The sequence below is a fragment of the Catenibacterium sp. CAG:290 genome (genome assembly GCF_000437715.1).
In the GTDB taxonomy this organism is placed as follows: domain Bacteria; phylum Bacillota_I; class Bacilli_A; order Erysipelotrichales; family Coprobacillaceae; genus Catenibacterium; species Catenibacterium mitsuoka_A.
Genome location: NZ_FR898814.1, coordinates 25,146 through 42,271, shown reverse-complemented (window position 1 = coordinate 42,271; position 17,126 = coordinate 25,146). Strand labels below are relative to the sequence as shown.

The window sequence follows — 17,126 nt, the reverse complement described above, 5'->3', positions numbered from 1 at the left end:
TTTATATTGCCTTTTTTATTTAGTATGATATAATAATTCACAAAAAAATTAATGATACAAATTTTAGGAGGGAATTTTAGATGAAAGTTTTTAAAGAAATAATTGCTTATTTTAGTCATATGAATAATAAAAAAAGAACTTTAGTGTGGTATATTGTATCATTGAGTATTGTTTTGATAGAATATCTTATTAACTCTAGACTAGACAAATTTGTCTACTTTCATCCGTTCATTAGTATATTAATAAATATAGTTCTCTTAATAGATTTATTTTTTATACCTATTACTTTTATATCAATTGATATATTAAAAGCACAAAAAAATTCCATTATAAAATTTTTTCAAATTATTTTATCAGGAATTGGAATAGGACTGTTATCTTTTGTGGTTATTTTTGTTTACTCTTTCTTTAATAAATCATCATTTAACATTGATAGTGTAAATATAGATTTTAGAAGTGATAAAATATATGTTGAAAATGTAGTTTGGTTAGAGGATAGTCACCATGTAGATGTGTATCAAGTCGAAAACGCATTATTTGTAAGATGGATTGACAGTTATAAATTATAAAATGATAATGTTTCATTGCTTAGTGAAGGTTTATTAATAATGGAAGTAATCGTGCCAGAAGTTTCAAATACATAATTAAAGTAAATTTGTTGTAGATTAAAAGTAAGCGCCAAATAATATAGTGGATAGAAATAAACCTCATCATATTAGATAATTAAAGTGTTTTTAGATACTAAATTTGCTATATATAGTGTTTTTAGCCACTGAATTCACTCTATATAGTAATTTTAGCACTAAATTTACTATATAGAGGATGGTGAAATCATGGATATTCAAAGCATTATTGACGATATCAAGACCAGACAGTGGATTGAAAGAATAAAGGAGTGCAGGAAAAGTGGACTTCCTGTCAGAAGCAGGCAGAACAACATATGTGAGCAGACCTACTACTGCTGGCTTAAAAAGTTGCGAAAGATGGCAATTGAATCAGGGAGCTGTAAAGGCTCCATCATTTGTCTCTGTTGATCAGAGCACATTTGATAAACAGAACATAGTTATAACTAAAGGAGATGTTCGTATAGAATTTCCTTGTGATACAAATATAGGAACTGTAACTAACATCATAGGTGCACTATTATGTTAGGTGACATCTCCAAGGCTGAGCATATCTATATAGCTGTAGGCTATACAGACATGAGGAAACAGATTGATGGTCTTAGTGCACTTGTCACAACGCAGTTCAGACTTGATCCCTTTTCAAATTCGGTATTTCTGTTCGGTGGAAGAAATGCGAGAGTGATGAAGACACTGTACTGGGAGGGTGACGGCTTCGTGCTCCTTTACAAGAGACTGGAAAATAGCAGATTCAAATGGCCTAGAGATGAATCCGAAGCTAGAGAAATAACACCCAGCAGTTCAGGTGCCTCAGATACACTGTCTTATACAGGTCTTAAGAAAATAGCCAAGCTATTTGCGATAGAAAAGGAAATTGATACATTCCCACCTGAAGATAAAGTCAAGATACGCCAAGAAAGATCAAAGCCATTAGTTGATGACTTCTTTTCATGGTGTAAAGATAATCAAAACAAGGTGTTAACAGCTTCTAAGACAGGAAAGGCTATACAATATGCCTTGAATTACGAGGCTGGATTGCGTTCATTTTTAGAAGATGTTCTTGTACCTATGACAAATTCATTAGATGGACGTACAATCAGACCATTTACAGTTGGCCGAAAGAATTGGCTGTTTTCAACTTCTACTAAAGGAGCTGAAGCAAGTGCAGCAGTATTCAGTCTAATTGAAACAGCTAAAGCCAACAGGCTTGATCCATATGACTATATTGAATTTATCCTGGATTATTTACCACAGCAAGATTTGGTTGAAAATCCAGAAAGACTGGACTGGTTCTTACCATGGAGTGAAGAAATAAAAGAAGAATTTGAAATAAAAGCCGACTAAATTGATTATTGTATCAGTTCAATCGACTTTTTTAAATACACTATTTTATTTGGCGCTTACGACACATCTACTAAAAAGGGCTAGAAATGAATGAATATTCATTTCTAGCCGCACAATTTTTATCACCTGTCAACAGTTTGGTAAAAAAAGCCTCCTCAATTTCAAATAAAGGAGGTTCTTTGGCATTTAGTCGCTTAACTTAATACCAATGGTTTGCTAAGGAGGTTTTTCTTTTGGAAAGAAAAAGCAAGTTTTCTAAAGAACACAAAGTTGAAATATATAAAAGATATTTATACATCAATTGTAAAGTCATACGAGCACATGCCCCTTTTATTTCATTATTATATTGGCTTTTATAATTACTTTACTCTTATCATCTATAAAATTGATTTTCTCCAAGGGATGTTCTGCTTATCAAAAAATGCATGTAATCTCTCAATATCTTTATTGCTGGCATTTTTCTTTTCAAAATAGGTTTTAAAGCCTGCATTACTTAGAAAAAATACAATATCATTTGTTTCGTTAATTTTCTTTAAATCTTTGTATTTTATAGGATCTTCATTCGGTGATGAGTCTACTTTCGCGTAAAGTTTATCTTCATCAAAGTATAAATCAAAATATATTACATCTTTGTTGTATCGTTCTATTTGCTTATTCATTAATTGTTTTAATACAGTTCTTGATGAAGCAAGATGAATTATAACTTTGAATAATAAACTAGCGCAAACTATTATGAAAAAAGAAAAATCTCTTATAAATAGGCCTAACAATAAACCTATAAAATCAAGACTGAATACGGTTATAAATGTAATTTTATATTTAGTAGGAAAGAATAGAATGATGATTTTTTTGAAAGTTGAATAATCCATTTTATTGTTTTTAACGGTTAATATTTCCATTTTTAGATACCTCGCTATTCATAATATATTAATTTTAACATAGATAAGTTTCAATTACACCAAACATTGATGATATATATTACAGTATGACGAAAAAATAAAAAAAGCCTCCTCGATTTAAATAGAGGAGGTTCTTTGGCATTTAGTCACTTAACTTAATACCATTAGAATAAACTCAATCTTTTTTTAGTGCTTCTTCCATTGTTTCTTCACCAAGAAGATTATCAGATACCTTGATCTTATAGACAGAACTTAAGATACATTTATTATATATGTCTGGTAGTTCTGAGTCTAAATGATTTGTCTTAATAACACGCTCAAATACATCACAATACATATTATAGAATTCAGATAATTCTTTCTGACTCTGCTGTAATTGAATAAGTTTAGAAATCTCATCTAATGAAAAGACAGATTTTAATAAACAGATTAATGTGAAATAAACAATCTGTTCTCTTTCATACTTCTTCTTTATAGGTGCTTTCACAAGCTTATGTTTAACATAGTTATTAATCATTGTTTTTGTGATAATAGCGTCATTATCATTTTTTAAGAAAGACAAACTCTTTTCTATAATAGATACAACCTGATCTATATAGAGTGGAAAATCTGGTATTTCTTCCCATCTAGAAATATGTACATTATCGTAATTCATTTTCATCACCTACTTAAAAACTATCATTTATTGTATTCGTTGTCAAATCATCTAGACTATAAAACAAACTGTATATATTTTTTCTTATCTGTTATAATTTGGTGGGTGATGAAAATGAAAAACAAATTTAGTTTAAGATCAATTATAGTCATTATTGTGTTAGTTATAGTTGTGTTTATGGGTGGTATGTACTTTGGAGGACGTAGTACACCAGCTAAAGAAGAAATCACTTCAACAGCTCTAACACAGAAAATAAGAGATATTAATGAATTAGCTGTATCTGAATATGATTATACAAAAGTAGGGAAGTTTTCTAATTCATTAAAGTTTAATGGCTGGACTGTTCCTTTAACACAGAAGTCTTTCTTAATCACTTATGAAGGTAAGATGAAAGCAGGTGTGGATCTCTCTGATGTACAGATAGAAAAAACAGATAATAAGATTATCGTGAAAACATCTGCAGTAAAGATCTTGTCTAATGAAATCGATGAGAATTCTATTAAGGTTTATGATGAAACAAAGAACATCTTTAATCAGATTTCTATTACAGACTATAAGACTTTCGCAAAAGAACAGAAGAAGAAAGTAGAAAAAGAAGCGATTAAGAATCAGTTCTTAGAAAAGACTGAAACTAAAGTGAAGAAAGCCATTAAAGATCTTATTTATATGACTGTAGATCAAGAACAGTATGAAGTAGAGGTAGAAGTGAGTGAATAAGTTAGAAGTATGTTGTGGCAGCTATGAGGATGCAATGAATGCATATCATGGTGGTGCGAAAAGAATTGAATTAAATAGTGCGTTAGCGTTAGGTGGATTAACACCTACTATTGCATCATTGGAACTTATTAAGAATAATACAGATCTAGAAGTTGTTTGTATGGTAAGACCCAGAGGTGCAGGATTTGTATATAATGAATTACAATCTGAACAGATGATTATCGAAGCAGAAGAACTATTAGAACATGGGGCTGATGGTATTGCGTTTGGGTTCTTAGATCCTGATGGTAAAATCAATAGTGCACGCACAAGTGAAATGGTCTCTATTATTCATAGTTATGGTAAGACTGCAGTATTTCATAGAGCCTTTGATGTATGTGATAATCCGGATGCAACAATTCATAGATTAATTGAATTAGGTGTGGATAGAGTACTGACAAGTGGCATGAAGTCTACTGTGAGTGAAGGAGTTCAGCTTATTAAGGAGATGCAGGAGAAATATGGCAATCAAATAGAAATATTGGCAGGTTCTGGAATTAATGAAACAAATGTTGTAGATATTATTCACTATACAGGTATTCATCAGGTTCATTCTTCATGTAAGAATTGGAGAGCAGATCCTACTACAGCCAATGATTATGTATCATTTAGCTATAATGGTATTAACTATGATTATGTAGATAAAGAGAAAGTGAAGAGAATGGTTTCACTTGTAGAGGAGGCTTAATTATGCAGCAGTATTGTGAAATTGCGACACCTAAGGGTGTTATGAGAGGATTCTTTCATGTGCCTCATAGAAAAGAATTCCCTGTATTATTAATATTCCATGGTTTTACAGGACAATGCACAGGAACTAAGTTTTCCTATGTTTCTTTATCACGTTTATTAGAAGCACAGGGTGTTGGTACTTTAAGAATGGATTTTCTAGGTAGCGGTGAATCAGATCTTACCTTTAAAGAAATGACATTTGATGATGAATTATCATGTGCACGTATTCTATTAGAAGAATTAAAGAAGATGCCTCAAGTAACAGATATATATGTTTTAGGACATTCTATGGGTGGTGCAATTGCGAGTGAACTTGCTAAGATTTATCCTGAAGATATTAAAAAACTTGTATTATGGGCTCCTGCTTTCTGTTTGCCAGATGCTTTAGATTATCTTACAGGAACAGTAAAAGAAGCACCTGTCTATGATCATAGTGGATTTGAAATCAGTGATGCTTTTGTAAAGGATATGCTTCAAAGAGATTTCTATAAGAACTTAGATACATATAAGAATGATTTATTAGTCATTCATGGAACAGAAGATAAAACAATACCTTATGCAATCAGTGAAAGATATACAAAACTATTTGGTAAGCAGATGATCTTCCATCCAGTTGTTGGTGCATCTCACAATTATGATAATGCGGATCATATTCATGAAGTTCTTTCTACAACTTATAAATTCTTAACAGAACAGGTGATGTAAGCCTGTTCTTTTTTTAAAAAGAGTTGAGTTATTCAATATTTAATAAATTTTCTCATCTTGAAAACTATTCTTTATTGAAATGAAGACGAACTATGATATAATCTAAAAATTGAAAGAGGTGCGATTATGAATATTAGAAATATAGCAATTATTGCTCACGTTGACCATGGTAAAACAACATTGGTTGACCAGCTTATTAAGAAATCTGGAACACTTGAAGCACACGAAGAACTAGCTGAACGTGCTATGGATAGTAATGCTTTAGAAAGAGAACGTGGTATTACTATTTTAGCAAAGAATACAGCTATTCATTATAAAGACTATAAGATCAACATCATGGATACACCAGGCCATGCTGACTTTGGTGGGGAAGTAGAACGTATCATGCACATGGTGGATGGTGTTTTACTTGTAGTTGATGCTTATGAAGGTACAATGCCTCAGACTCGTTTCGTATTAAAGAAGGCATTAGCTGCTCATGTTAAACCTATCGTTGTTATCAACAAGGTTGACCGTCCAGTTGTAAGAATTCAGGAAGTTATGGATGAAGTTCTTGAATTATTTATGGAATTAGGTGCTGATGATAATCAGCTTGATTTCCCAACTGTTTTCGTTTCAGCATTAAATGGTACAAGTTCATTAGACCCTGATATTAGTACTCAGGTTCCTAATATGGACTGTTTATTTGATATGATTATCAATGAAATTCCTGCACCAGCAGTAGATGTTGAAGGTGGTTTACAGTTACAGCCAGCTTTATTAGACTACAATGATTATGTAGGAAGAATTGGTATTGGTAGAATCCAGAGAGGTTCTATTAAAGTAAATGAAAATGTTGTATGTTTAAGAGCAGATGGCTCTAAGACACAGTTCCGTGTTCAGAAACTATTTAGTTATTTAGGTATGCATAGATTTGAAGTAGAAGAAGCAAGTGCTGGTGATATCGTAGCCGTTGCAGGTTTAGCTGACATTGGTGTTGGTGAAACAATCTGTGAACCAAGCTGTGAAGAAGCATTACCATTACTTCATGTAGATGAACCAACAATCCAGATGATCTTTGGTACAAACACTTCACCATTTGCTGGTCAGGATGGTAAGTTTGTGACTGCATCTAAGATTGAAGAACGTTTATTCAAAGAAACAAACAAGGATGTATCTTTAAAAGTAGAACGTATTCAGAATAAAGAAGAATGGATGGTAAGTGGTCGTGGTGAATTACACTTATCTATCTTAATTGAAACAATGAGAAGAGAAGGATATGAATTACAGGTATCTAGACCTCATGTTATCTTAAAGGAAATCGATGGTGTAACATGTGAACCATATGAAGATGTAGAAATCGAAGCACCAGATGATTGTATTGGTTCAGTTATTGAATCATTAGGTTTAAGAAGAGGTATCATGGAAAACATGGATTCTATGGATGGAATGACTAAGGTTCATTACATTGTACCTTCTAGAGGTTTAATTGGTTTCATGACTAACTTCTTAACAATGACTAAGGGTTATGGTATTATTAACCACTCATTCTTAGAATATCGCCCATTAGAAGGTGAAGCAGTAGGTGAAAGACAGTTAGGTGTTCTTATTTCTATTGAAACAGGACAGACTACTGCTTATGCACTTGGTGGTGTAGAAAGCCGTGGTGTAATGTTTGTTGGTCCTGGTGTAGAAGTATACGAAGGTATGATTGTTGGGGAACATGCAAAGGACAATGACTTAGTAGTAAACGTTACTAAGGGTAAACAGCAGACAAATACACGTTCATCTACAAAAGATACTACAGTAGTATTAAAGAGACCTAGACACTTCAACCTAGAAGCTTGTCTTGACTATATTAATGAAGATGAATTAGTAGAAGTCACTCCAAACAACATCCGTTTAAGAAAGAAATATCTTTCTGAACTTGATCGTAAGAGAGCTTATAGATCTAAAAATTCAGCATCAGAATAAGGGGAGTAATGAGAATTACTCTCTCTTTTTTTTAAAGGAGCATGTTATGAAGATAAACGAACTCACAACTATTGGCTTTAAACCAACCCCTAAGAAAGATTATTATTACTATATTCAAGATCATTTCTATCTTTTATTACAGGTATTACCTCATCATAAAATAGCTTTATTATTGACTACAGAAGATAGTAAGCATCAAAGAGATATACTAGAACAACTCTTTATTAAAAGAGATGATGTAGAACGTATATATTCTAATGAGAAAGGTGCAGGACTTGTTTTATCTAAGCGCGTTAAAAAAGAAGAGTTAGAGAATATTATCTTAACACTCAAGAAAGAAATTAATCAGTCACCACAATGTCATCACTGTCATCAAAGCAAACCATTAAATGCCTATTTATTAGATGATGAAATAGATATATTATGTTCTGACTGCTTTAAAAAACATGAACGTATTACCAAACACACTGCTTCACCACTTGGAATGCTTGGTGCTTTTATTGGTGCAGTCATTGGAGGTATTATATGGGCTTTTGGTTATAACCTTGGTTATATCATCTGTCTAGATGCCATACTATTATCATTGCTTAGCTTTATTGGATATAAGAAGCTAGGACACTATATTGATCAAAAGGCAAAGATTATTATTCCTTTAATAGATATTCTTGTATTATTCTTTGCACAATATGCTTCATGTGCATTCTCTGTTCAGGCAGCCTTTAAACGTATTGGTACATCAAGTGTTTCATTTATTCAGGCATTAGTTGTTGTACCAGGGATGATGTTTGATTCAAATCTGATGGGATTACTTCTTGTTTATTTACTCTATGGTCTTATTTTGATGATCATTACTTTGATTATTTTGTTTATATATGACAAGCGTAAAAACAGTTACTATTTTACATATAAATGTATAAATGGTGAAAATAGTTGATATTTTCAAGAAAAATGGTTGATTGTAAAAGGAAAAGTGTTATATTAAAGGTGGTTTTTTTCATACTAGGAAATGGAGGATATAAACATGAAAACAAAAATTGAAGTACAGTTCATGAATAAAGATGTTAATGTGTCTGATATCGAAAAATTAGTTAAAGAAGATATCAAAGCTAACGGAATCAAGCTTAACACTCTTGAAACTTTAGAAGTTTACTATAAACCTGAAGATAGCGCAGTATATTATGTAGCAACTACAAAAGATAAGAAGGTTTATGGTGTAAACAACGATCCATTACATATTTAATGTAAAAGAGGCCTTTATAAGGCCTTTTTTTGTTGCTTGGTATATAATAAGAAAAAAGAGAGGAGATACGCTTATGAATTATAATGACTTATATTTCATAATTTCCATTGCGTTACAGCTTCTTATTTTCTTTGAATTAAGAAGACAATCAAAAAGTCTCATGATGTTACTTATGAGTTTCTTGATTACTGTACTTTGTATCTTGTTTTTCTATTGTGGTGTAAAATATAAAACACTAGTCTCTTTTGGTATGTTAGTCGTTGTATTTCTTATGTTCCTATGGAATGTAAATTACCGCTTCAGAAAGATTCTAAAATGAGAGATTATCTCTCATTTTTTTACGTAAAGAATTATGTTATAATGATGTTGTAGAAAAAAAACAAGGAGGCAGACTATGAAGAAGGTAATAGGAATCCTGGCTGCTGCATTAATATTAAGTGGCTGTGGATCATCATCTGATAATCATGAGATTAAGAAGACTTCTTTCATGAAAGAAGGAAAGAATAGTTTATATGCTCTTTATAATACTAAGGGGCAGCGTTATACCAAAGATATGTATAAGACATATACACCTTTTGAAGGTGGATATTTAGTGACTAATGAGAGTGATCAGACTGGTTATATTTCTAATACAGGTAAAACAATTATTAAACCAGGACGTTATACAAGCTTAAAAACACAGGGTAATATGCTTGTAGGTGAATCTCAGCCACAGACTGGACTTTATTTAAGTGCATCTTCTCTTAATATGACAGAAAACACTTTAACACAGGTATTTGCGAATGATGCTGTTGTATGGTCTACAAATGATAATGATGTCATTGATATTAATCAGGAAGGCTATGTTTATGCAAAACATGCAGGTACTGCAACACTTACTGCAACTAAAGATAATGCATCAGTGACTTGTGTGATTAAGGTAGAAGCATTACATCCATATCTTTCTCAGGAATCTTTAGATGTATATACATCAGAACCTGCTACACTTACAGTGAATGATTTTGGTGCACGTACAATTGAATGGAAGTCTAAGGATCCTAAGATTGCGACAGTAGAAAATGGTGTCATTCAGGGATTAAAGCCTGGTAAGACTACAATAATCGCAAAAGTAGGGGATGATACTTTAAAGTGTAAGATTAAAGTAAAACGTAAGACTTTAAAGATTTCTCAAAATGAAGCAACACTTTATACAGGTGAAGAAGGTCAGTATGGCATTGAAAATGCATATCCTGATATTAAGTGGGAAACAAGTAATGCGAATGTAGTGACTGTTGCTGATGGACATATCTGGGCTATTAATCCAGGTAAAGCGACTATCAAGGCAACAAGTAATGGTCAGACAGTTAAATCTAAGGTGACTGTAAAGAAGCGAACACAAAGACTTGATCAGACTAAGGTGACTCTTTTAACTGAACAGAAGGTTGTATTAAATGTATTAGATAAGAAGAATCCAGAAGAAGTTGTACAATGGAGTTCTAATAAGAAAAAGATTGCTTCAGTCAATGAATTTGGTGAAGTAACAGGTTTAAAGAAGGGTAAAGCTGTTATTACTGCAAAGGTAGGCAAGAAGAAATATAAGGCTGCTATTACAGTAAAGAAGAGACAGATTAAGATTAATCCTTCTAAGACTACTATTGAAAAGGATCAGCATATCTTCTTACAAGTATTAAATAAGAAGGATGAAGATCAGGCAGTATGGACTACAAGTAATGATCAGGTTGTGATTGTAGCACCGGATACTGGAGAAATTGCAGGTGTAAAACCTGGTAAGGCGACTATTACTGTTCAGGCTGGTAATCAAAAGGCTAAGGCTAAAATTACTGTTAAGGCTAAACCTCTTTCTTTAAGTGAAACTAAGATTGAAATGGATGAAGAATCTGATTATGGTCTTTCTATTAATAACTATGAAAATCAGAAGGTTAAATGGACAACTTCTGATAAGACAATTGCGACTGTAGATAATGGTACAATTCATGCGAATAAAGCAGGAAAAGTGACTATTACTGCAACGATTGATAAGAAGGACTATACATGTGATGTTACAGTTCATAAGCTTATTAAAGTGATTGATCAGAAGGAAATGACTGTTATTAAAGGTGGACAGGGTCAGCTTTCTGTGACTAATGTAAATCCTGAAGAGGTTAAATGGGATTCAAGTGATTTGAATATTGCGACTGTAGAAAATGGTACTGTATATGGTATAAGAACAGGTAAAGTGACTATTACTGCAACTGTAGGTAAGAAGAAGCATACAAGTGAAGTAACTGTTATAAGAAATCCAGAAACAGAAACTAAAACAAGAGCAGCAGATATTTCTTTAGGTGGTATTGAAGTACTTAATACAAAGGGTAAGGTTCTTTATAAATCATCTACTAAGAGTGGTTTATTAAAGACTGATCTACCTGTTATCGTAAAGGGTAAGACTTATAAGGTTGTAAATAATGGTAAGACTCTATATGCTGGTAAGAAGAAGGTTTATTATGCTTCTAGCATTGATGATGTATCTATTGTAGGTTTTGAAGATTCTATTAATGTTTATTTCAAGAATGGTAAGAAGTCTTCTATTAAGGAAGTAGGTAATTATTCTATTCTTGCATCACGTAAGAATCAGGCTATTTTATATGATGCAGATAACCAGAATACATTAGCTGTAATTGGTACTAAGATTTATTCAAATGATTATGCATTAACAGGTGCAGAGATCACAAACAAAAACAATATCGTATTAACTGCAGATGATACTGTCAGTCTTTATAGAAATGGAGAGATTGTTCCTACAAACTCTAACTTTAAAGACAATACACATTTCATTTCTAGAAATAAGAAGATTGCCTATGGACCTCATACAGTTTATAACGGTAAGAAGACAAGTGAATTAAAGAATGTACAGGTTTATCCATATGCACATGAATTAACGGTGTCTCGTTATCCAGGTTTTGTAAAGGGTAAAGGCTATGCTTATTATGACTTCAATGGTAAGAAGGTCAGTCCTTATTACCAAGAAGCCAATCAGTATGATGAAAACAAGTGTGCTATTGTACAGCTTAAAGATGGTAAGTATGAATTAATTAATGCGGAAGGTGAAAATGTATTAAAATCATCATATCCACGTTTAGAATTCATCGGCAATTCATATTATGCAGCATATAATAAAAATGGCCAATTTAAGGTCTATGACTGTAATGGAAAAGAAGCACTTTCAGATGTTTATACAAAGATTCCTGAAAAGGCAGCAATTGTCTTTGATGGACATCCATATCTCGCATTAGAAAAGAATGGACGTTCTTATATCTATGATGTAGATAATGATATGAAGGAAATTTACTCTATTGAAAAAGAAATCGTTCTTCATGATGAAGGCTATTTCACAATTGGAGATCAATACTATACTCTTACAGGTCAGAAGATCAAATAAGGGGGAATTCTATGGCAATTTTACTCGCAACTTTATTAACGTTTGTTGGATTGATGTTAATATTCCAGCTGATTTACTTTGAAATCAGCCGTAAACGTGCATTAAGAGTGAATAACTTAGTGTGGTTTGAACAATTCAATCGTCCTTTCAACTATACAGGAACAGCAAGCATGGTTGTATTATGTATTATCTGTTATATGATTGGTGGTACAGATGCACCATTCATGTCAGCACAGTGGTTCTTAGAACTCATTATCTTTGTGGCATGTGGTGTGATTGCGGATGCAATCGTACAATTTATTATCATTAAGTATGGTAAGTTCAGATGTCGTCAGCAGATTCAATCAGCTACACATCTAATGAAAGAAATTGAAAAATTAAAACGTGGAGATGAAGAAGACTATGGTTATGAAGTCTCTGCACCACTTTATGATGAAGTCGCTATTACTAAGAGCTATGTTCATCCAGAAGATCATTTAGCCTTTATGACGGTGGATAAAGGGCAGTTTGTAAAGGATTATAAAGATTATCCTGCAGCAACATTTGATATTGAACCTTATACTGAAACAAGTGAAGTAGAAGCAACTCTAGAAGGATTACCTGTTAAGGCAACTAAATTGACAGAATCTAACCTGCTTCCATTTAAGGATGAACGTATCGATGTATTAATGGATCAATTCTCTAACTATGATAAGAATGAAGTATTACGTGTACTTAAACCAAATGGTACTTTCATTGTGAATCAGAATGGTAGTGAAAACCTTCATGAATTCTTATCTATGTATATGCCTTTTAAGATGAGAGGTGTATGGGATATGAACAGCTGTGCAATGACTCTTGCTGAGGCAGGATTTGAAGTTGTAGAAACTAAAGAAGATAAAGGTTATATTCGTTTCCATAATCTTCGCCAAATACAGACTTACTTCCGTAAGGTGGCTCCAGAAGTGGCTGAAAATGTCGCACAATATAAGAGCTTCTATATGAATGCATTAGATCAGATTAAACAGAATACATATTTCCAGTTGACAACATATCGTTTCTTAGTTGTCGCAAAGAAGAATTTCTAATAGGCTTTCTTAATTGAAAGCCTTTTTTAAATAGGGGGTTTTTATGAATACATATGAGCATAAAAATGATGTAAAAAATAGTGTTGTAAGAGTAATAATTGCTGCATTTCTGATTATTATTCAGGTATTTATGATTGTGAATCTTGCGATACATCTTTCTGAATACTATGCGGCTTTTGATACAATCATGAGTATAATTGCGTTTATATGTGTACTACATATTTATGGAAGACCGGATAATAGTGCTTTTAAGCTATCTTGGATTGTTTTGATTCTCATCTTTCCTGTCTTTGGTTTAGCTATATATATCTTGTTTGGTAGACCTTCATTGTTGAAGACAGTACGGAAGAAGTTCAATAAAGTAAATGATGATCTCAACAGTTATAAGATTGAAACACAAGGTTATGAAGAACTTCAACAGAATGATCCTCTTCATGCCACAGAAGCTTATTATCTACAATCTTTAGGTTTTCCTACTTTTAATCATACAAAGATAAAATTCTATAGTTCTACAAATGATGCATTGGAAGCACAACTACATGATTTAAATAATGCTAAAGAATTCATATTCATGGAATATCATGCGATAGAAGATTCAAAAGCATGGAGACAGATAGAAGATATCCTTGTAGAGAAAGTAAAGCAGGGTGTAGATGTCAGAGTTTTTTATGATGATATGGGAAGTGTAGGATTTATTAATAATAAGTTTAGAGCACGTCTTCATGAAGAAGGTATACAGTGTCGTGTATTTAACCCTATCTTTCCTGTTTTAAATCCCTTTATGAACAATCGTGATCATCGTAAGATTACTGTCATAGATGGTCTAATAGGTTATACTGGTGGTTATAATCTTGCCGATGAATACTTCAATTACACACATCCTTATGGACTATGGAAGGACTCTGGAGTAAGATTAGAGGGTGATGCAGTAGACTCTCTCACAAAGATATTCTTTGAGATGTGGCAGACATCAAGTAAAGAAGATAATGAAGACCTCACACTTTATTTAAAAGGTCATAAAGTATCAGGAGAAGGATATATCATCCCTTACTCAGATACTCCTTTAGACGATGAAGAAACAGGTGAGAATGTCTATTTAAATATGATTAAACATGCAGTTGATCATATCTATATCACTACACCATATCTGATATTAAGTGACGAAATGCAAAGAGAACTTATTCTTGCTTCAAAAAGAGGTGTTGATGTAAGAATTATTACACCAGGTATTTCTGATAAAGCAGTTGTCTTTGCAGTGACTAGAAGCTATTATTCACATCTTGTGCAGGCAGATATTCATATTTATGAATATACTCCTGGATTCATTCATTCAAAACAATGTTTGGTTGATGATCAGGTCGGTGCTGTTGGTACAATTAATTTTGACTTTAGAAGTCTTTATCTACACTTTGAAAATGGATGCTGGTTTACACATAATCATGCAGTCAAAGAATTAAGAGAAGATTTTGATGAACTATTTGAAATAAGTCAGGATGTATCAGAAAAGTATATAAATACAAGTGTTGTATTAAGAGGATGGAGATGTATTTTACGTTTCTTTAGCCCTCTTATGTAAGGAGGTACTATGTTTCGTTTTAAACCTAATAGAAAATATACACAGATATCTATTTATGTAGTACTTACTGTCATTGCAATCTATCTTGTGATTGCAGCAGGAAGTAACATATCAGACATTCTTTCGTTTCTTAAGAAGGGATTGGGATTTTTAAGCCAGGTATTTACACCATTACTCATTGGTTTTGTGATTGCCTATTTATTAAAGCCAGTAGTAGAAAAGGTAGAATCATCTCTTAGAAATGTTTCTTATTTTAAAGAAAAGAAGAAGTTAACTCATCAGTTATCTGTTGCGATTACTTCTTTGATTGTATTATTTGTTTTTGCGTTATTATCTACTTTTGTGATTAAAAGTATTGGTAAAGAACTTGCAGTCACACAGTTTAAGGATATGAGTGATTTCTTACGTATTGTTGCAAAGAATGTAAATGCATTCTATGAGGCAATCATCGTACAACTTAAATCTATGAGTATTTCTACAGTACAAGTACAGCAGTTCTTAAAGACAGCAGTTGATGGTCTTACAAGTAATATTTTAGGAGGTATTACTAAAGTCCCAGACTTCTTCACTAATTTACTATTTTCTATTATCTTTGCGATTTATTTCATGCTTGATGGAGAAAAACTATGGAATTATTGGAGTAAGAGTATTAAAGCTTTCACCAGTAGGAAAGTAGACACTGTTATTCATCAATTATTGATTGATATTGAAGGTGTATTCTCTGGTTATGTACGTGGTCAGGTGATTGATGCTTTTCTTATGTTTGTCATGGTAAGTGTAGCATTTGGCTTCTTACATGTTAAATTCTGGATTGTGATTGCATTATTAGTTGGTATAGGTAATCTAATACCTTATGTAGGCCCATTCCTTGGATATGCTTCTATCGCAATTATTGGTCTTGTGACAGCTGATTTACATATGGCCTTAAGAGCTTTGATTGCGTTACTTATTATTCAGGGTGTAGACGGTAATATTATTAACCCAAGATTACTTAGTGCAAGTATTGATATTCATCCTGTACTTGTTATCGTATCACTTATTTTTGGTAGTATGATTGGTGGATTCTTAGGAATGCTCGTTTCTGTACCAGTAGGTGCATTATGTAAGATCTGGTTTGAAAGATTAGTAGAATATCGTACAGAAACAAAAAATGAATTAGTAGAGGAGAAAGAAAATGGAATTTAGATTTAATCCATGGATGTTAGATGTAGATGTCAATGCAACACAGCATGACTATAGTAAAAATGATTATTCTAAAGAGAAACAATTAAACGAAGAACTAAAGAAAGCTATGTCTTTCCAGCAGTCTCGTATCTTTGAAACATTAGGCGTTGATCCTGATAAGATTCTTGTCGAAAAGATTCCTTTAGAAGGTTCTCAGAATGTTTATAAATTTTCTTTTATGGTGAAAGGCAAACTTCTGACAATCACAAATATGCAGGCGGCAGTATATAGTGATGAAAAGGTGTTTGGACCTGAAATATTAGATCATGTAGAAGTTGTAGATATCCCAGAAGGTGGCGTAATGGTCTATGAAATGGGTAATCTTGCATTAGCTTTTAAACACCCAGGACATACAAAAGAATGGAATTGTGGTTCTGTTTTAGGTGTCGGATTTATACAATTATAAAAAATTATTATCAAAAAAATAGCGTATATATCAATACTTTTGTAAGCGTTAGTAAAAAATAACATAAAGGTATAGAAAAAATTAGGATTTGTGATATAATAAGACCATATTCATAAGGAGGAATTTTTTAAATGGAAAAATTATCATTCGTAGTATCTGACCCAGTAGGTTTACATGCAAGACCTGCTACAATCTTAGTAAACCAGGCTAGCAAATTCTCTAGCAATATTAACTTAATCTATAACGGTAAGAGCGTTAACCTTAAATCAATCATGGGTGTTATGTCTTTAGGTGTTCCAACTAAGGCTACTGTAGAAATCGAAGCTGAAGGTGAAGACGAAAAGGACGTAATCGAATCTATCGCTAAGGTTATCAAAGAACAGAAAGTTGCTGAATAATATACTTTTGTTTTTGACAGTGGATTTAATCCACTGTTTTTTCTTACACAATTTTTCCCATATTTACTCCATAATAACGCAAATATTATTTCTTATTATATTTATAAGGAGGCGTTATTATGTCTAAAGGGAAAGA

18 protein-coding genes and 1 pseudogene are annotated in these 17,126 nt (G+C 32.5%); 17 read left to right on the top strand and 2 right to left on the bottom strand.

Annotated features, from left to right (window positions below):
- Nucleotides 1-80: 80 nt before the first annotated feature.
- The 4 genes and pseudogenes from QVO42_RS05655 (at nt 81) to QVO42_RS05640 (ending at nt 1,967) form a co-directional block, all read left to right on the top strand.
- Nucleotides 81-569 (top strand): hypothetical protein, encoded by a 489-nt coding sequence (locus tag QVO42_RS05655; protein ID WP_022425182.1) that lies wholly within the window; start codon nt 81-83, stop codon nt 567-569.
- Between the two features lie 337 nt (nt 570-906).
- Complete coding sequence (locus QVO42_RS05650; protein ID WP_022425181.1) at nt 907-1,152, top strand: hypothetical protein; 246 nt, start codon at nt 907-909, stop codon at nt 1,150-1,152.
- A pseudogene (gene tnpB, locus QVO42_RS05645) lies at nt 1,146-1,409 on the top strand (IS66 family insertion sequence element accessory protein TnpB); the annotation flags it as partial. The gene QVO42_RS05650 and the pseudogene tnpB, both read left to right, overlap by 7 nt.
- Entirely contained in the window at nt 1,410-1,967 is a 558-nt protein-coding gene (locus QVO42_RS05640; protein WP_502685361.1) for an IS66 family transposase, read from the top strand.
- A 377-nt stretch (nt 1,968-2,344) separates the two neighbouring features.
- Here the strand turns inward: QVO42_RS05640 and QVO42_RS05635 are convergent, their stop codons facing one another.
- Nucleotides 2,345-2,866 carry a hypothetical protein gene (locus QVO42_RS05635; protein WP_022425179.1) on the bottom strand — a complete coding sequence of 174 codons (522 nt, stop codon included), beginning with the start codon at nt 2,864-2,866 and terminating at the stop codon, nt 2,345-2,347.
- Between the two features lie 175 nt (nt 2,867-3,041).
- Nucleotides 3,042-3,521: a DUF1836 domain-containing protein gene (locus QVO42_RS05630; RefSeq protein ID WP_022425178.1), complete on the bottom strand. Its 480-nt coding sequence runs from the start codon at nt 3,519-3,521 to the stop codon at nt 3,042-3,044.
- A 114-nt stretch (nt 3,522-3,635) separates the two neighbouring features.
- Here QVO42_RS05630 and QVO42_RS05625 point away from each other — a divergent pair, with 114 nt between their 5' ends.
- From QVO42_RS05625 to QVO42_RS05565, 13 genes are all read left to right on the top strand, one after another.
- Nucleotides 3,636-4,238, top strand: coding sequence for a DUF4230 domain-containing protein (locus QVO42_RS05625; RefSeq protein ID WP_022425177.1), 603 nt, complete (start codon nt 3,636-3,638; stop codon nt 4,236-4,238).
- Nucleotides 4,231-4,965: a copper homeostasis protein CutC gene (locus QVO42_RS05620; RefSeq protein WP_022425176.1), complete on the top strand. Its 735-nt coding sequence runs from the start codon at nt 4,231-4,233 to the stop codon at nt 4,963-4,965. Before QVO42_RS05625 ends, QVO42_RS05620 begins: the two co-directional genes overlap by 8 nt.
- A 2-nt stretch (nt 4,966-4,967) precedes the next feature.
- Nucleotides 4,968-5,711: an alpha/beta hydrolase gene (locus QVO42_RS05615; protein WP_022425175.1), complete on the top strand. Its 744-nt coding sequence runs from the start codon at nt 4,968-4,970 to the stop codon at nt 5,709-5,711.
- Nucleotides 5,712-5,837: 126 nt separating this feature from the next.
- Nucleotides 5,838-7,664, top strand: a complete 1,827-nt coding sequence (gene typA / locus QVO42_RS05610; RefSeq protein WP_022425174.1) for a translational GTPase TypA — start codon at nt 5,838-5,840, stop codon at nt 7,662-7,664.
- Between the two features lie 46 nt (nt 7,665-7,710).
- Nucleotides 7,711-8,598 (top strand): FUSC family protein, encoded by an 888-nt coding sequence (locus QVO42_RS05605; RefSeq protein WP_022425173.1) that lies wholly within the window; start codon nt 7,711-7,713, stop codon nt 8,596-8,598.
- An 87-nt stretch (nt 8,599-8,685) separates the two neighbouring features.
- The gene (locus QVO42_RS05600; RefSeq protein WP_022425172.1) at nt 8,686-8,904 is read left to right on the top strand and encodes a DUF6465 family protein; all 219 of its coding nucleotides are present in this window, start codon (nt 8,686-8,688) and stop codon (nt 8,902-8,904) included.
- A 73-nt stretch (nt 8,905-8,977) separates the two neighbouring features.
- Nucleotides 8,978-9,223 (top strand): hypothetical protein, encoded by a 246-nt coding sequence (locus QVO42_RS05595; protein ID WP_022425171.1) that lies wholly within the window; start codon nt 8,978-8,980, stop codon nt 9,221-9,223.
- A gap of 75 nt (nt 9,224-9,298) precedes the next feature.
- Nucleotides 9,299-12,319 carry an Ig-like domain-containing protein gene (locus QVO42_RS05590; RefSeq protein WP_022425170.1) on the top strand — a complete coding sequence of 1,007 codons (3,021 nt, stop codon included), beginning with the start codon at nt 9,299-9,301 and terminating at the stop codon, nt 12,317-12,319.
- Between the two features lie 11 nt (nt 12,320-12,330).
- A complete protein-coding gene (locus QVO42_RS05585) occupies nt 12,331-13,386 on the top strand; it encodes a class I SAM-dependent methyltransferase (RefSeq protein ID WP_022425169.1) in 1,056 nt (351 codons plus the stop codon).
- A 43-nt stretch (nt 13,387-13,429) separates the two neighbouring features.
- Nucleotides 13,430-14,962 (top strand): cardiolipin synthase, encoded by a 1,533-nt coding sequence (cls, locus tag QVO42_RS05580; protein WP_022425168.1) that lies wholly within the window; start codon nt 13,430-13,432, stop codon nt 14,960-14,962.
- Between the two features lie 9 nt (nt 14,963-14,971).
- Nucleotides 14,972-16,147 (top strand): AI-2E family transporter, encoded by a 1,176-nt coding sequence (locus QVO42_RS05575; protein WP_022425167.1) that lies wholly within the window; start codon nt 14,972-14,974, stop codon nt 16,145-16,147.
- A complete protein-coding gene (locus QVO42_RS05570; RefSeq protein WP_022425166.1) occupies nt 16,137-16,592 on the top strand; it encodes a hypothetical protein in 456 nt (151 codons plus the stop codon). Before QVO42_RS05575 ends, QVO42_RS05570 begins: the two co-directional genes overlap by 11 nt.
- A 131-nt stretch (nt 16,593-16,723) precedes the next feature.
- Nucleotides 16,724-16,990 carry a phosphocarrier protein HPr gene (locus QVO42_RS05565; RefSeq protein ID WP_022425165.1) on the top strand — a complete coding sequence of 89 codons (267 nt, stop codon included), beginning with the start codon at nt 16,724-16,726 and terminating at the stop codon, nt 16,988-16,990.
- Nucleotides 16,991-17,126 lie beyond the last annotated feature (136 nt).

What these genes read in the sequence shown, in the direction of transcription:
- QVO42_RS05655 (WP_022425182.1), top strand. Translation starts at nt 81, where the DNA reads ATGAAAGTTTTTAAAGAAATAATTGCTTATTTTAGTCATATGAATAAT.
- QVO42_RS05635 (WP_022425179.1), bottom strand. Translation starts at nt 2,866, where the DNA reads ATGGAAATATTAACCGTTAAAAACAATAAAATGGATTATTCAACTTTC.
- QVO42_RS05630 (WP_022425178.1), bottom strand. Translation starts at nt 3,521, where the DNA reads ATGAATTACGATAATGTACATATTTCTAGATGGGAAGAAATACCAGAT.
- QVO42_RS05625 (WP_022425177.1), top strand. Translation starts at nt 3,636, where the DNA reads ATGAAAAACAAATTTAGTTTAAGATCAATTATAGTCATTATTGTGTTA.
- QVO42_RS05615 (WP_022425175.1), top strand. Translation starts at nt 4,968, where the DNA reads ATGCAGCAGTATTGTGAAATTGCGACACCTAAGGGTGTTATGAGAGGA.
- typA (WP_022425174.1), top strand. Translation starts at nt 5,838, where the DNA reads ATGAATATTAGAAATATAGCAATTATTGCTCACGTTGACCATGGTAAA.
- QVO42_RS05605 (WP_022425173.1), top strand. Translation starts at nt 7,711, where the DNA reads ATGAAGATAAACGAACTCACAACTATTGGCTTTAAACCAACCCCTAAG.
- QVO42_RS05600 (WP_022425172.1), top strand. Translation starts at nt 8,686, where the DNA reads ATGAAAACAAAAATTGAAGTACAGTTCATGAATAAAGATGTTAATGTG.
- QVO42_RS05595 (WP_022425171.1), top strand. Translation starts at nt 8,978, where the DNA reads ATGAATTATAATGACTTATATTTCATAATTTCCATTGCGTTACAGCTT.
- QVO42_RS05590 (WP_022425170.1), top strand. Translation starts at nt 9,299, where the DNA reads ATGAAGAAGGTAATAGGAATCCTGGCTGCTGCATTAATATTAAGTGGC.
- QVO42_RS05585 (WP_022425169.1), top strand. Translation starts at nt 12,331, where the DNA reads ATGGCAATTTTACTCGCAACTTTATTAACGTTTGTTGGATTGATGTTA.
- cls (WP_022425168.1), top strand. Translation starts at nt 13,430, where the DNA reads ATGAATACATATGAGCATAAAAATGATGTAAAAAATAGTGTTGTAAGA.
- QVO42_RS05575 (WP_022425167.1), top strand. Translation starts at nt 14,972, where the DNA reads ATGTTTCGTTTTAAACCTAATAGAAAATATACACAGATATCTATTTAT.
- QVO42_RS05570 (WP_022425166.1), top strand. Translation starts at nt 16,137, where the DNA reads ATGGAATTTAGATTTAATCCATGGATGTTAGATGTAGATGTCAATGCA.
- QVO42_RS05565 (WP_022425165.1), top strand. Translation starts at nt 16,724, where the DNA reads ATGGAAAAATTATCATTCGTAGTATCTGACCCAGTAGGTTTACATGCA.